The organism is Streptomyces sp. WP-1, assembly GCF_030450125.1.
Taxonomy (GTDB): Bacteria; Actinomycetota; Actinomycetes; order Streptomycetales; family Streptomycetaceae; genus Streptomyces; species Streptomyces incarnatus.
This window is the reverse complement of sequence record NZ_CP123923.1, coordinates 4,290,465-4,303,286: the sequence shown is the minus strand read 5'-3', so window position 1 is coordinate 4,303,286 and position 12,822 is coordinate 4,290,465. Positions and strand designations below refer to the sequence as shown.

Annotated in this window: 11 protein-coding genes; 8 read left to right on the top strand and 3 right to left on the bottom strand. The window is 71.2% G+C overall.

The window, feature by feature from the left end; all coding sequences use genetic code 11:
• Positions 1 to 101 precede the first annotated feature (101 nt).
• The 3 genes from QHG49_RS18725 to QHG49_RS18715 form a co-directional block, all read right to left on the bottom strand.
• The gene (locus QHG49_RS18725) at positions 102 to 872 is read right to left on the bottom strand and encodes a serine protease (RefSeq protein ID WP_301490424.1); all 771 of its coding nucleotides are present in this window, start codon (positions 870 to 872) and stop codon (positions 102 to 104) included.
• 151 nt (positions 873 to 1,023) lie between these two features.
• Positions 1,024 to 1,851: an SDR family oxidoreductase gene (locus QHG49_RS18720; RefSeq protein WP_301490423.1), complete on the bottom strand. Its 828-nt coding sequence runs from the start codon at positions 1,849 to 1,851 to the stop codon at positions 1,024 to 1,026.
• Positions 1,852 to 1,968: 117 nt separating this feature from the next.
• On the bottom strand, positions 1,969 to 2,892 hold the full coding sequence (locus QHG49_RS18715; RefSeq protein WP_301490422.1) for an oxidoreductase: 924 nt from the start codon (positions 2,890 to 2,892) through the stop codon (positions 1,969 to 1,971).
• A 135-nt stretch (positions 2,893 to 3,027) separates the two neighbouring features.
• Between QHG49_RS18715 and QHG49_RS18710 the strand changes: the two genes are divergently transcribed.
• From QHG49_RS18710 to QHG49_RS18675, 8 genes are all read left to right on the top strand, one after another.
• Positions 3,028 to 3,630, top strand: coding sequence for a TetR/AcrR family transcriptional regulator (locus QHG49_RS18710; RefSeq protein ID WP_301490421.1), 603 nt, complete (start codon positions 3,028 to 3,030; stop codon positions 3,628 to 3,630).
• Positions 3,631 to 3,886: 256 nt separating this feature from the next.
• Entirely contained in the window at positions 3,887 to 5,236 is a 1,350-nt protein-coding gene (locus tag QHG49_RS18705) for a S53 family peptidase (protein WP_301490420.1), read from the top strand.
• 354 nt (positions 5,237 to 5,590) lie between these two features.
• Entirely contained in the window at positions 5,591 to 6,889 is a 1,299-nt protein-coding gene (locus QHG49_RS18700; RefSeq protein WP_301490419.1) for a S53 family peptidase, read from the top strand.
• Positions 6,890 to 7,249: 360 nt separating this feature from the next.
• Positions 7,250 to 7,558, top strand: a complete 309-nt coding sequence (locus QHG49_RS18695) for a hypothetical protein (protein WP_014673544.1) — start codon at positions 7,250 to 7,252, stop codon at positions 7,556 to 7,558.
• Between the two features lie 124 nt (positions 7,559 to 7,682).
• The gene (locus QHG49_RS18690; protein WP_301490411.1) at positions 7,683 to 8,513 is read left to right on the top strand and encodes a hypothetical protein; all 831 of its coding nucleotides are present in this window, start codon (positions 7,683 to 7,685) and stop codon (positions 8,511 to 8,513) included.
• Positions 8,503 to 9,837: a hypothetical protein gene (locus tag QHG49_RS18685; protein ID WP_301490410.1), complete on the top strand. Its 1,335-nt coding sequence runs from the start codon at positions 8,503 to 8,505 to the stop codon at positions 9,835 to 9,837. The genes QHG49_RS18690 and QHG49_RS18685 overlap by 11 nt, the downstream gene beginning before the upstream one ends.
• Positions 9,834 to 11,393, top strand: coding sequence for an SCO6880 family protein (locus QHG49_RS18680; protein ID WP_145485744.1), 1,560 nt, complete (start codon positions 9,834 to 9,836; stop codon positions 11,391 to 11,393). The genes QHG49_RS18685 and QHG49_RS18680 overlap by 4 nt, the downstream gene beginning before the upstream one ends.
• Positions 11,394 to 11,407: 14 nt before the next feature.
• Positions 11,408 to 12,820, top strand: a complete 1,413-nt coding sequence (locus QHG49_RS18675) for an ATP-binding protein (RefSeq protein WP_145485743.1) — start codon at positions 11,408 to 11,410, stop codon at positions 12,818 to 12,820.
• The last annotated feature ends 2 nt before the right edge of the window (positions 12,821 to 12,822 follow it).

The following is a 12,822-nucleotide window of genomic DNA, read 5'->3' as shown; positions in this document are numbered from 1 at the left end:
CGGTCCAGCACGAGAACGCCCGTCCGAGACATGGCGGTTCGACAGTGCGGGAGGGGAGGAGGAGGGGTGGGAGGGGGCCGGCCGAGGTGGCCGGCGCGGGGTCAGTCGGCCGTCGTCGCGTCCCGGTACAGCCGCGCCGCCTCCGTGCTCAGCACCACGCTGTACGACACGTCGTCCGTGGAGCCGCCCTCCTCGTGGCCGCCGAGGATGCCGACGACCTGGTGGTCACCGTTGATCCAGGGGCTGCCGCTGGTGCCGCCGGTGAAGGCGGGGCAGTAGATGCGCTGTTGGGTGGGGCTCTGGCGGCGGGGCTTGTTGGTGCAGCGGATGGGCAGTTCGCGGGAGTCGGGGTAGCCGGTGACCGTCACCGCGGTCGCGCCGGTCGTCGCACCGGTGACGAAGCGGTTGCCGCCGACCACCTGTTCGACGCTCTGCCCGTCGAGATCGGCCACGGTGGCGAGGGCCACGTCGCTGTCCTCGTCCTGCTCCTTCACCCAGCTGTCCGGCAGGAAGCGCCGGGTCACCTTCCACACCCCGTACGGCGCCTGCCCGTTGCGGTAGCCCGGCACGAACACCAGGTCCCGGTCCTGGGCGTTCACGCAGTGCGCGGCGGTGGCGACGAGGTCGCCCCGCGGGCTGTGCACCACCGAGGCCGTACAGAAGTGGCCGCCGGCCAGTCGCGACGCCCGGTCCGCGTCGAACAACGCGCCCACCCGGGCCTCGCGCACGGACGCGACCGCGTCCGCGGTGACCCCGAAGGGTCCCGGCCCGTCATCGGCGGAAGCCACGGAAGCCGACGTCAGGGCGAGCATCACCACCGCCCCGAGCAACGCGGGACGCGAGGTGACCGAGATGCGTGAGATGCGCTTCATCAGCCCTCACTCTGTCTCACGAAGGTGAGAAACCCGCTCCGACTTCGCTGAGAATTCCCGCAGAAACCTCCCGATGGCCGGTGCGGGCACCACGCTACTGTCCCCCGGCCGGGGCCGCCTCCCCACCGGACACCCGCGCGGACACCGCGCGTCAGAACGTCGTCGTCATCCCGCCGTCCACCGCGATGGTCTGACCGGTGATGAAGGACGCCGCGTCGCTCGCCAGGAAGACGACGACCCCGGCGATCTCCTCCGGCCGGCCCCAGCGCCCGAGCGCGGTACGGGTCCGCAGCCAGCGCTCCCAGCCGGGATCCGCCGTCAGTCCGGCGTTGACCTCGGTGGCGAAGGTGCCCGGCGCGACCGAGTTGACGGTCGTACCGCTCGGCCCGAGGTCCGCCGCGAGGGCCCGGGTCAGGCCGTCCAGGCCCGCCTTCGCGGTGGCGTAGCCGACATCACCCGTACGGCCCAACTGCCCCACCACCGAGGACACGTTGACGATGCGGCCCGGCACCCCGCGCGCGGCCAGGCCCCGGGCCACCGTCTGGCTCAGCGCGTACGCCGAGGTCAGATCGATGTCGAGCAGCGCGTTCAGATCGCCGGGCGTCAGCTCCGCCACGCCCCGCCGGTCCCGGTGGCCCACGTTGTTGACCAGGATGTCGAGATCGCCCAGTTCCTCGACCGCCGCCTGCGCGGCCGCCCGGTCCGTGACGTCGAACGCGGCGGTCGCGATGTCGTACCCACCCTGCGCCCGGAGCCGCTCGGCCGCCTCGGCGAGGGCGGCCGGGTCCCGTCCGTTGAGGACCACCCGCGCGCCGGCCCCGGCCAGACCGCGCGCCATCTCCAGGCCGAGGCCGCGCGCCGATCCCGTCACGAGGGCCGTACGGCCGTCGAGCCGGAAGGTCACGGGGCCGCCGCCGGGCGCGGGCTCGCCGCCGTTCACCGGGCTGCCGCTGCCGGCGCCCGTGTCTGCCGAGTTCATGGGGGTCGGTCTCGGTCCGTGGTGCGTCCTGACGATTCCCGGAAGGTTCCGGGGAATCCCTTACCCGCACCGTATCCGGTCCCCTACGGGTTTCCGCTCCCCTTCGCCCCTTCCCGTTCACCCGTTCCCGCCGGCCGCCTTCCACTCCACGCCGGTCAGCTCCTCCGACAGGGTCCACAGCCGCCGTGCCGCCTCCGGGTCGCTGGCCGCCGCGCTGCGGGCGACCAGGGTCGGGGCGCCCCGGAACTCGCCGAGGCCGTCGGGGCCGACGTAGGCCGCGCCGGGCAGGTTCTGGGTGGCCGCGAAGAGCGTGGGCAGGGCGCCGGCCCGGTCGCTCTGGGCGGCGACCCGGTTGGCGAGGGCCATGCCGAGCCGGGCCAGGGGGCTCGCGTGGTGGCTCTGGAGGTTGGTGGCGGCGTAGCCCGGGTGGGCGGCCAGCGCGCGCACCCCGGAGCCGGCCTCGGCCAGGCGGCGCTGGAGTTCCAGGGTGAACAGGAGGTTCGCCAGCTTGGACTGGGCGTAGGCGCGCGTCGGGGTGTAGCGGCCGCGCAGGTGCACGTCCTCGAAGCTGATGCGCTGATCGCCCCAGCGGTGCGCGGTGGAGGCCAGCGTCACCACGCGGTCGGTGACGTACGGCAGCAGCAGGTTCGTCAGCGCGAAGTGCCCGAGGTGGTTGGTGCCGAACTGCCGCTCGAAGCCCTGCGCGGTGCGCTGCTCGGGCAGCATCATCACGCCCGCGTTGTTGATCAGCACGTCCAGGGGGCGGTCCCAGCCGGCGGCGAAGGCGCGCACCGAGTCCAGGTCCGCGAGGTCGAGCCGGCGCACCTCGGTGCTGCCGGCCACCCGCGCCGCGGCGGCGCCGCCCCGCGCGACGTCCCGTACGGCGAACACCACGTGCGCGCCCGCCCGGGCCAGCGCCTCGGCCGTCACCAGGCCGAGGCCGCTGTTGGCGCCGGTGATCACGGCCGTGCGGCCGGTCTGGTCGGGGATGCGGTCCACGTTCCACTTGCGCGCACCGCGCGCGCCGGTCGTCTCAGCCATGACCCCAATGTAGGCAGCGGCTACAATGATGTCAATGACAACAACGCGGGTGTCGCCGCCCCCGGACGGGGATGCCGCCCCGCCCTCCGCACCCCACCCGGCCGCCCATGATGACGCCGCCTACATCGGGATACGATGGCGCACATGCCCGCAAGCCGCCCCTACCACCACGGAGACCTGCGCGCCGCGCTGCTCCAGAGCGCCGAGCGCACGCTGCGGGAGAAGGGGGCCGGCGCGCTGTCGCTGCGCGAACTGGCCCGGGACACCGGCGTCAGCCACGCGGCACCGGGCCGCCACTTCAAGGACAAGCAGGCCCTGCTCGACGCCCTGGCGATGGAGGGGTACGAGCGGCTGGACCGCGCCCTGGCCGAGGCGCACGACGCCGGCCCCGGCTTCGAGCGGCGCATGACGGCGATCGCGCACGCCTACCTCGGTTTCGCCGTCGAGCACCCCGAGCTGCTGGAGCTGATGTTCGCGCGCAAGCACCGCCCGGACAGTTCGGCGCAGCTCGGCGCGGCGGTCGACCGCACCTTCGGCTCGCTGACCCGGCTGTTCGCGGACGCCCAGGCGAGCGGTGAGGTCGTCGACGGCGACCCCGAGCGCATCGCGCTGGCCGCCGCCGCGAATCTGCACGGCCTGGCCGCCCTGATCGCCAGCTCCGCGCTGGACGCGGACGAGGCCATGGCCGGCCTGGACGAGCACGTGCGGCTGCTGCTGCACGGCCTCAAGCCCCGCTGAGCCAGGGTCACTTGCTCAATCCCGGCTGCGCATACCCCACTTGACCTGCCCGGACGGTCATCTCCCCGCCATCGTGCCGTCATTGATCAGTAAGCCGGGCTCCCCATTTGGGTAACGCGGAAGTCAGGAATCCGAAAGCCTCTTGTTGTCGCGTACTCAACAAGCGATGGTCGTCGCGGGCCGCCGCCCCCATCGGCGAACACGCCGCTGGTCCCCCTCGCAGGCCTCTGCCCCACCACTTCCAGGAGGCTGTACCTTGCGTACGACCAACTCCCCCCACATATCCGGCAGATGGCGCCGGGTCGGCTCGGCCGCCGCTGCCGCCACCGCGCTCGCCCTCGCCGGCTTCGGTGCCGCCGCCCAGGCCGACGCCGCCACTCCCCACAAGGTGAGCGCCCAGGCGATCGCCACCCAGGTCGCCAAGGCCCATGTGCGGACCACGAACGCGTGTGCCACGACCCCCAAGAAGGGCTACGCCTCCTGTGACGCGCTGCGCGTGACCGGCGGCACCACCGCCTTCATGGAGAAGCAGGCCGCGCTCAAGGGTGTCGCCCCCACGACGATCAAGCCCGACGCCTCCTCCGGCACCCCGACCGGCTACGGCCCCTCGGACCTCCAGTCGGCCTACGGCCTGGCCTCCGCCGCCGCGTCCAAGGGCTCCGGCGAGACCGTCGCCATCGTGGACGCCTACGACGACCCGAACGCCGCGGCCGACCTCGCCACATACCGCTCGTACTACGGGCTGCCCGCCTGCACCACGTCCGACGGCTGCTTCGAGAAGGTCGGCCAGACGGGCTCCACCAGCTCGCTGCCGTCCGCGGACAGCGGCTGGGCCGGTGAGATCTCGCTCGACCTCGACATGGTCAGCGCGGCCTGCCCGAACTGCAACATCCTGCTGGTCGAGGCGAAGTCCGCGTCGATGGCCAACCTCGGCACCGCGGTCAACGAGGCCGTGAAGCTGGGCGCCAAGTACGTCTCCAACAGCTACGGCGGCTCGGAGTCCTCCTCCGACACCGGCTACGACACCAAGTACTACAAGCACGCGGGCGTCGTCATCACGGCGAGCGCGGGCGACGAGGGCTACGGCGCCGAGTACCCGGCCGGCTCCCAGTACGTGACCGCCGTCGGCGGCACCGCCCTCAAGAAGGCCTCCAACGCGCGCGGCTGGAGCGAGAGCGTCTGGAACACCTCCAGCACCGAAGGCACCGGCTCCGGCTGCTCCGCCTACGACGCCAAGCCGAGCTGGCAGACCGACACGGGCTGCTCCAAGCGCATGATCGCGGACGTCTCCGCCGTGGCCGACCCGGCCACCGGTGTCTCCGTCTACGACAGCTACGGCGCCGACGGCACCGGCTGGAACACCTACGGCGGCACCAGCGCCAGCTCCCCGTTCATCGCCTCGGTCTACGCCCTGGCGGGCACCCCGAGCAGCGGTTCCTACCCGGCGAAGTTCCCCTACGCCAAGGCCGGCACCAGCGCGCTGAACGACGTCACCAGCGGCAGCAACGGCTCCTGCTCCACCAGCTACTTCTGCACCGCGCGGTCCGGCTACGACGGCCCGACCGGCCTGGGCACCCCCGAGGGCGTCTCCGCCTTCACCGGCTGAGCCACCGCCCCGAGGCCGTGACACCCCGTCGGGTCACGGGGGCGCCGCCGGTACAGAGGGGGACGTGGGGTCCCCTCGGCGGCAGGGAAAGAAGGAGGGCGGACCGCGGCAACCAGCCGCGGTCCGCCCTCCGCCCGTCTCCCGGTCCCCTTTCCTTGCGTTTCCCGTCCGTCGCCTGTGAGCCGGGTCAAGGCGGCGGCAACGGGAGGTAAGGCGGAAGCCAGGATTCCCACGGGACGGCCACCCGCTCTTGTTGTCGCGTACTCAACAAGTCATCGTCTTCGTCGTACCGCCGCACGCACCAGCAACGTCCCTGTTCCCACCCCATGTCCGGAACACCTGGAGGCTGCACACATGCGTACGTCCCCCACCGCCGGAACCACGGCCACCGGCCGCGGACGCCGCGCCGGAGCCGCCTTCGCGGCCGCCGCCGCGCTGGCCCTCGCCGGGTTCGGCACCGCCGTACAGGCCGACGCCGCCACCGCCGCACCGGCCAAGGCGACCTGGGCCAAGACCCCCTGTGCGACCCCCAAGCACCAGGGTGAACTCGCCTGCGACTCGCTGCGGGTGACCGGCGGACTCACCGCCTTCCAGAAGCAGCAGGCCGCCGACGGCATCACGCCCAAGGCCTCGACGCCCACCGGCTACGGCCCCTCCGACCTCCAGTCGGCGTACGGCCTGGCCTCCGCCGCCGCGTCCAAGGGCTCCGGCGAGACCGTCGCGATCGTGGACGCCTACAACGACCCGAACGCCGAGGCGGACCTCGCCAAGTACCGCTCGTACTACGGCCTCTCCGCCTGCACCAAGGCCGGCGGCTGCTTCAAGCAGGTCAGCCAGACCGGCTCCACCACCTCGCTGCCCACCAGCGACTCCGGCTGGTCCGAGGAGATCTCCCTCGACCTCGACATGGCCTCCGCGATCTGCCCGAACTGCAACATCCTCCTCGTCGAGGCCAAGTCGGCGACCATGGCCAACCTCGGCACCGCCGTCAACGAGGCCGTGAGCCTGGGCGCGAAGTACGTCTCCAACAGCTACGGCGGCTCGGAGTCCTCCTCCGACACCGGCTACGACACCTCGTACTTCAAGCACCCCGGCGTCGCCATCACCGTCTCCGCGGGCGACGAGGGCTACGGCGCCGAGTACCCCGCCGCCTCCCAGTACGTGACCGCCGTCGGCGGCACCGCCCTGTCCAAGGCCTCCTCCACCACCCGCGGCTGGTCCGAGTCGGTCTGGAACACCTCCAGCACCGAGGGCACCGGCTCCGGCTGCTCCGCCTACGACGCCAAGCCGGCCTGGCAGACCGACACCGGCTGCGCCAAGCGCACCGTCGCCGACGTCTCCGCCGTGGCCGACCCCGCGACCGGCGTCTCCGTCTACGACTCCTACGGCGTCACCGCCGGCTTCTCCACCTTCGGCGGCACCAGCGCCAGCTCCCCGATCATCGCCGGCGTCTACGCCCTGGGCGGCACCCCGAGCAGCGGCAGCTACCCGGCGAAGTTCCCGTACACCAAGGCCGGCACCAGCGCGCTGAACGACGTCACCAGCGGCAGCAACGGCTCCTGCTCCACCAGCTACCTGTGCACCGCCCGTTCGGGGTACGACGGCCCGACCGGCGTCGGCACCCCCGAGGGCGTCTCCGCCTTCACCGGCTGACCGCCCGTCAACCCGCACGCACGCAGGCCCCGGTGGCACCAGCCGCCGGGGCTTTCAACCGTTCTCCGGCGCCCGCGCGTGAGACCATCGAAACGGCTCCTCACCCGACCGGCCGCCAGAAACCGCGCCGGGGCGTAAAGGAGGTCAACGACGGAACCACATGGCAGGTTCCGGTCGGACCTCATTGCCCGGGGTGACCTGCCGTGATACACAGAGTGACCATACGAGGTATTCGTACGAAACCCGCCAGTCAATGACGTCAAGTCGACATACGACGGCGACGTTGTCGGCGACAATGAGGCCTGGCCTCTGCACACCGCAGGGGACTCGCGGAACTACCCATCAGGGGCGGTGACTTACATGCTCTTTGCGGCCGACAAGGGAGACATCAACACCATCATCGGCGGGATCGCTCCGGACTGGGGGCCCTTCGGCAGCCTGGGCAACGAGGCCAAGGTGATGATCGAGGTGGTGATGGCGGTGGCCATCCTGCTGTGCCTCGGCATCGCGGTCTGGGGTGCGGCCAAACAGCGCATCGGGGCGACGGCGCTGCGCGACACCTTCAGCGCGGAACAGGGCAAGGGCCTCATCATCGCCGGGCTCACCGGGGTCTTCATCATCGGTTCCCTGGGCACGCTGTTCACCATCGTCTACGGCATGGCGGTCTAGCGCACCCGTGTTCCCCTCCCCTTAGAGGTTGCGTCTCCCTGATGTCGAGTCACCACACCCCGCCCGCGCGGGAACCAGCACGGCTACCGTCGTATGTCTACGAGGCGGAGGGGGCGTACACGGCATGAGTCACGGAGACGAGCAGGGCTACTCCGACTACGGCGACACGGGGCACACCCGCACGCGCCTGCCCGACCAGGACCCCTACGGCGGCGCCCCCCGCCGCCCCGGCCGCACCCCGTCCCGAGGCCTCATCACGGTCGTCGGCGTGGTCGTCCTGCTGATCGCGGCCATCGCCTTCGCAAACCGCGGAGACCACTCGCCCACGACCAGCTCGACGCCCAAGGGGACCCGTCCCCAAGCCGCCTCCACCTCTCCCACCGGCACCCACCCCGTGAACACCAAGACGGGCGGTGTCCCCTCGGGCTTCGCCCGGACACAGCAGGGGGCGGAGAGCGCGGCCGCGAACTATTCGGTGGCGTTGGGATCCGCCGACATGTTCAACACCGCGGCGCGGCACACACTCGTCGACAGGCTGTACACCCCCGATGCCGCCGCGGACAGGCAATCCGCGCTGGACAGTGCCTACACGAGCATGAAGTTCCTCTCCAACATCGGACTGACGAAGGACGGCACCGCGCCGAAGGGCGAGACCTTCGTCTCCCGGGTCGTCCCTGTCGGGACCAGGACCACCGCCTTCTCGGAGGACACCGCCACGGTCGCGGTCTGGTACACCTCGCTGTTCGGTCTCTCGGGCGACGCCTCGACCAATCCGGTGACCGAGAGCTGGTTCACCACGACCTACGAACTGAAGTGGGTCGACAACGACTGGAAGGTCAGCGACTTCCAGCAGAAGGACGGCCCCGTTCCCGTGGGCCGCGACCAGCAGGCCTCCACCGCCAAGGACATGACGAAGGCCGTCGAGGAGTACGGAGGGTTCACGTATGCGCGCTAACCACCGCTGCCTCAAGATCGCCACGGTTCTCGGCTCGGTACAGACGTTCACGGTGCTGCTCGCGACACGCGCCTTCGCCGCCCCCTCGCCGTCTCCTACGCCTTCCCCCTCGAAGAGCAGCGATGCCTGCGCCCTGATCCATGACGCGGCCAAGGAACTCTGCGAGAAGGACAACGGTTCCACTGGGTCGTCCGGCTCCACCACCACTCCGCTCGGCGACACCCTCGACCCCCTCTCCTCCCTTGCGCAAGGCTGTGCCAAGGCGGCTTCCTGGACGATCAACAAGCTCAGTTCCGCCGTCAAGGACACCGCCGGGGTCGACTTCACCAATCAGAAGTTTCTTCAGCAGTACGCCATCGTCTTCGCCGCCTCGACCATCCTCACGCTCCTGCTCTGGCTCCTCGCCGTCGCCAAGCGCGCGGTGCGCGGCGTGCCGTTGACGACCGCGATCTCCGAGGCCGTCGGATTCCTGTGGCTGACGGTGATGGCCTCGGCGTTCACGCCGCTGATCCTGTACACCGTCGTCTCCGCGACGGACAGCGTCACCGACGTGCTGGCCAAGGCCACCGGCGACCAGGCGGACACCTTCTTCGGCACCTTCTCCGGCGCGCTGAGCAAGGGCACCGACATCGGCGGCGGCCCCATCATGCTGATCGTCGTCTCCCTGGTGAGCATCCTCGCCGCCGGCGTCCTCTGGCTGGAGCTGGTCATCCGCGCCGCCCTCCTCTACGTCGGCGCCCTCCTCGGCACCGTCGTCTACGCCGGCCTCGTCGACAAGAACATGTGGGGCCACGTGCGGCGCTGGGCCGGCATCATGATCGCCGTCATCCTGGTCAAACCGGTGATCGTGATCGTCCTCGGCCTCGCCGGCGCCCTCTCCTCCGGCAACGGCCCCGACGCCTTCTCCGCCGTCGTCTCCGGCCTCGCGATCATCCTGCTCGCCATCTTCGCCAGCGCCGCCATCTACCGCTTCGTCCCCGGCTTCGGCGACGAGATCGCGGCCGGCCGCAACAACCGCCTCATGCAGGGCGCCGAGGGCAAGGCCGCCGCCGTCATCAGCTCCCCCGCCTCCCTCGTCGCCCAGGGCATCAAGACCCACAGCACCCGCGCCGACAGCAACGCGGCCCAGGGCGGCGGCGGTTCCAGCACCCCCCGCCCGGCCAACCCCGCCACCGGCGGCGTCGCCGCGCACAGCAGCCGTACCCCCGGCGGGAGCGGCGGGGCCGTCCCCTCCGCCGCCCCCGCGCCCCGGGCGTCCAGCCCGATCAACACCCCGCACGCAGGCAACGCCCGCAACAACCGCACGGGAGGTGAAGGGCGTTGACGACCGAGTCCCATCTGTCCCATCCGATCACGCCCCGCCGTACGTATCTCATCGGCCGCGCCCGGCCGAACGCGATCGTCGGCCGCAACCGCGAGTCCGGAGAGATCGCGCTGATCATCGTCGGCGCGTTCCTCGGCATGATGTGCGGCCTCCTGGTGCCGACCCTCTCGCTGCGGATCGTGCTGCTGATGGGCTTCCCGATGCTCGCGCTCGCCGCGGTGTACGTGCCGTACAAGCGCCGCACGTTCTACAAGTGGTTCGAGATCAACCGCAGCTACAAGCGCACCGTCAAACGCGGCGCCACCTACCGCTCCAGCGTCATGGAGGCCGGCACCCGCATCGACGGCGAGGAAGTCGAGATCGGGCCGCCGCCGGGCATCGGACGGATCAACTGGCTCGCCGCCCCCTTCGGGCCCGACGAGATCGCCGTACTGCTGCACGCCGACCGCAAGACCGTCACCGCGGCCATCGAGATCGAGGGCCCCGGCGTCGGCCTGCGCGACTCCGAGGACCAGGAGGCCCTGGTCGACCGGTTCGGCACGCTGCTCAAGCACGTCGCCAACGGCGACGGCTTCGTCACCCGGCTCCAGATGCTCGCCCGCACCCTGCCCGCCGACCCCGACGCGCACGCCAAGGACGTCTCCCAGCGCGGCGACGACCGCTCCCCGGCCTGGCTCCAGCGGTCGTACGACCAGCTCCAGTCGATGGTGTCCACGAGCAGCGAGCAGCACCGCGCCTACCTCGTCGCCTGCATGCACCACAGCCGCGAACTGGCCGCCGAGGCCCAGGCGATGGCCCGCGCCGCCCGCCCCCGGTCCGGCCGCAAACTCGACCGGGACGCCGGGCTCGCCGTCGTCATGGCCCGTGAGCTGACCGACATCTGCTCCCGCCTCCAGGAAGCCGACATCCGCGTCCGCCAGCCGCTCGGCCAGGGCAGGCTCTCCTCCCTGATCCACTCCATGTACGACCCGGACCACCCCATCGACCACATCCAGGCCATGACCCGGCGCAACGCCTGGCCGGCCGAACTGGACGCCACCGAGCCGACGTTCCTCCAGGCCAAGACCCGCGAGTCCACCACCCGCGCCCCCTGGTGCCACGCCACCGCCTGGGTCAAGGAGTGGCCGATGACCCCGGTCGGCGTGAACTTCCTCGCGCCGCTGCTGGTGCACACCCCGGACGTCATCCGCACGGTCGCGGTCACCATGGACCTCGAACCCACCGAGGTCGCCATCGAGCGCATGCTGACCGAGAAGACCAACGACGTGGCCGACGCGTCCCGCGCCGCCAAGATGAACCGCACCGTCGACCCCCGCGACATCGCCGCGCACAACCGTCTCGACCAGCGCGGCGAGGACCTCGCGAGCGGCGCGGCCGGCGTCAACCTCGTCGGCTACATCACCGTCTCCGCCCGTACCCCGGAGTCCCTCGCCCGCGACAAGCGGACGATCAGGGCCTCGGCCGGCAAGTCGTACCTCAAGCTGGAGTGGTGCGACCGGGAGCACCACCGCGCCTTCGTGAACACACTTCCTTTCGCCACCGGCATCCGAAGGTAGGGGCTGATTCGCCGATGCGGGATCCGCTGTCCGTCCTCACCGAGGCGTTCACCTCCTTCCTCTTCGGGAAGGTCGAGACGACCCGGCTGCCGGTGCGCACCTCCACGGGCCAGGCCCAGGCGGTCTACCTGCCCACGGCCGCGCCCGGCCTCGGGGACTCCGGCGTCATCATCGGCCGCGAGGTCTACTCCGGGAAGGGCTACATCTACGACCCCTTCCAGCTCTACGGCCAGCAGCTCCCGGCCCCGCACTGGCTGGTCCTCGGCGAGTCCGGCAACGGCAAGTCGGCGCTGGAGAAGACCTATGTGCTGCGCCAGCTGCGCTTCCGCGACCGCCAGGTCGTCGTCCTCGACGCACAGGGCGAGGACGGGGTCGGCGAGTGGAACCTCATCGCCGAGGAGCTGGGGATAACGCCGATCCGGCTGGACCCCACGGCCGCCCTGAACCACGGCATCCGCCTCAACCCGCTGGACCCGGCGATCACCACCACCGGCCAGCTGGCGCTGCTGCGCACCATCATCGAGGTGGCGCTGGGCCACGGCCTGGACGAGCGCTCCGGCTTCGCCCTCAAGGTCGCCCACTCCTACGTCAACGAGACCATCGTGAACCGCCAGCCGGTCCTCACCGACATCGTGGAGCAGCTACGGCACCCCGAGCCGGAGTCGGCCGAGGCGATGAACGTCGCCCTGGACGACGTACGGGCCTGGGGCCTGGACGTCGCCCTGGTCCTGGACCGACTGGTCGACGGCGACCTGCGCGGCATGTTCGACGGCCCGACCACGGTCGGCATCGACCTCGACGCCCCGCTCATCGTCTTCGACCTCTCCCACATCGACCGCAACTCCATCGCCATGCCCATCCTGATGGCGATCGTCGGCGTGTGGCTGGAGCACACCTGGATCCGGCCCGACCGCAAGAAGCGCATCTTCCTGGTCGAAGAGGCCTGGCACATCATCAACAGCCCGTTCGTGGCCCAGCTGTTCCAGCGTCTGCTGAAGTTCGGCCGGCGCCTCGGCCTGTCCTTCGTGGCGGTCGTCCACCATCTGTCCGACGTGGTGGACGGCGCGGCCGCGAAGGAGGCGGCGGCGATCCTGAAGATGGCCTCGACCAGGACGATCTACGCCCAGAAGGCCGACGAGGCACGGGCCACCGGGCGCGTCCTCGGCCTGCCACGCTGGGCCGTCGAGATCATCCCGACGCTGACCCCGGGCATCGCGGTCTGGGACGTCAACGGCAATGTCCAGGTGGTCAAACACCTCATCACCGAGTCCGAACGCCCGCTGGTCTTCACCGACCGCGCGATGACCGAGTCCTCCAGCGACCACGCGCCGGACGACGTCCTGCGCGCCGCGGAACTGGAGGCGGAGCAGCGGGCCGCGGCCTTCGTGGAACAGCACCTCGGCGACTCCGAGTCGACGGTCGCGTAGGG

What these genes read in the sequence shown, in the direction of transcription:
- QHG49_RS18725 (WP_301490424.1), bottom strand. Translation starts at nt 872, where the DNA reads ATGAAGCGCATCTCACGCATCTCGGTCACCTCGCGTCCCGCGTTGCTC.
- QHG49_RS18720 (WP_301490423.1), bottom strand. Translation starts at nt 1,851, where the DNA reads ATGAACTCGGCAGACACGGGCGCCGGCAGCGGCAGCCCGGTGAACGGC.
- QHG49_RS18715 (WP_301490422.1), bottom strand. Translation starts at nt 2,892, where the DNA reads ATGGCTGAGACGACCGGCGCGCGCGGTGCGCGCAAGTGGAACGTGGAC.
- QHG49_RS18710 (WP_301490421.1), top strand. Translation starts at nt 3,028, where the DNA reads ATGGCGCACATGCCCGCAAGCCGCCCCTACCACCACGGAGACCTGCGC.
- QHG49_RS18700 (WP_301490419.1), top strand. Translation starts at nt 5,591, where the DNA reads ATGCGTACGTCCCCCACCGCCGGAACCACGGCCACCGGCCGCGGACGC.
- QHG49_RS18695 (WP_014673544.1), top strand. Translation starts at nt 7,250, where the DNA reads ATGCTCTTTGCGGCCGACAAGGGAGACATCAACACCATCATCGGCGGG.
- QHG49_RS18690 (WP_301490411.1), top strand. Translation starts at nt 7,683, where the DNA reads ATGAGTCACGGAGACGAGCAGGGCTACTCCGACTACGGCGACACGGGG.
- QHG49_RS18685 (WP_301490410.1), top strand. Translation starts at nt 8,503, where the DNA reads ATGCGCGCTAACCACCGCTGCCTCAAGATCGCCACGGTTCTCGGCTCG.
- QHG49_RS18675 (WP_145485743.1), top strand. Translation starts at nt 11,408, where the DNA reads ATGCGGGATCCGCTGTCCGTCCTCACCGAGGCGTTCACCTCCTTCCTC.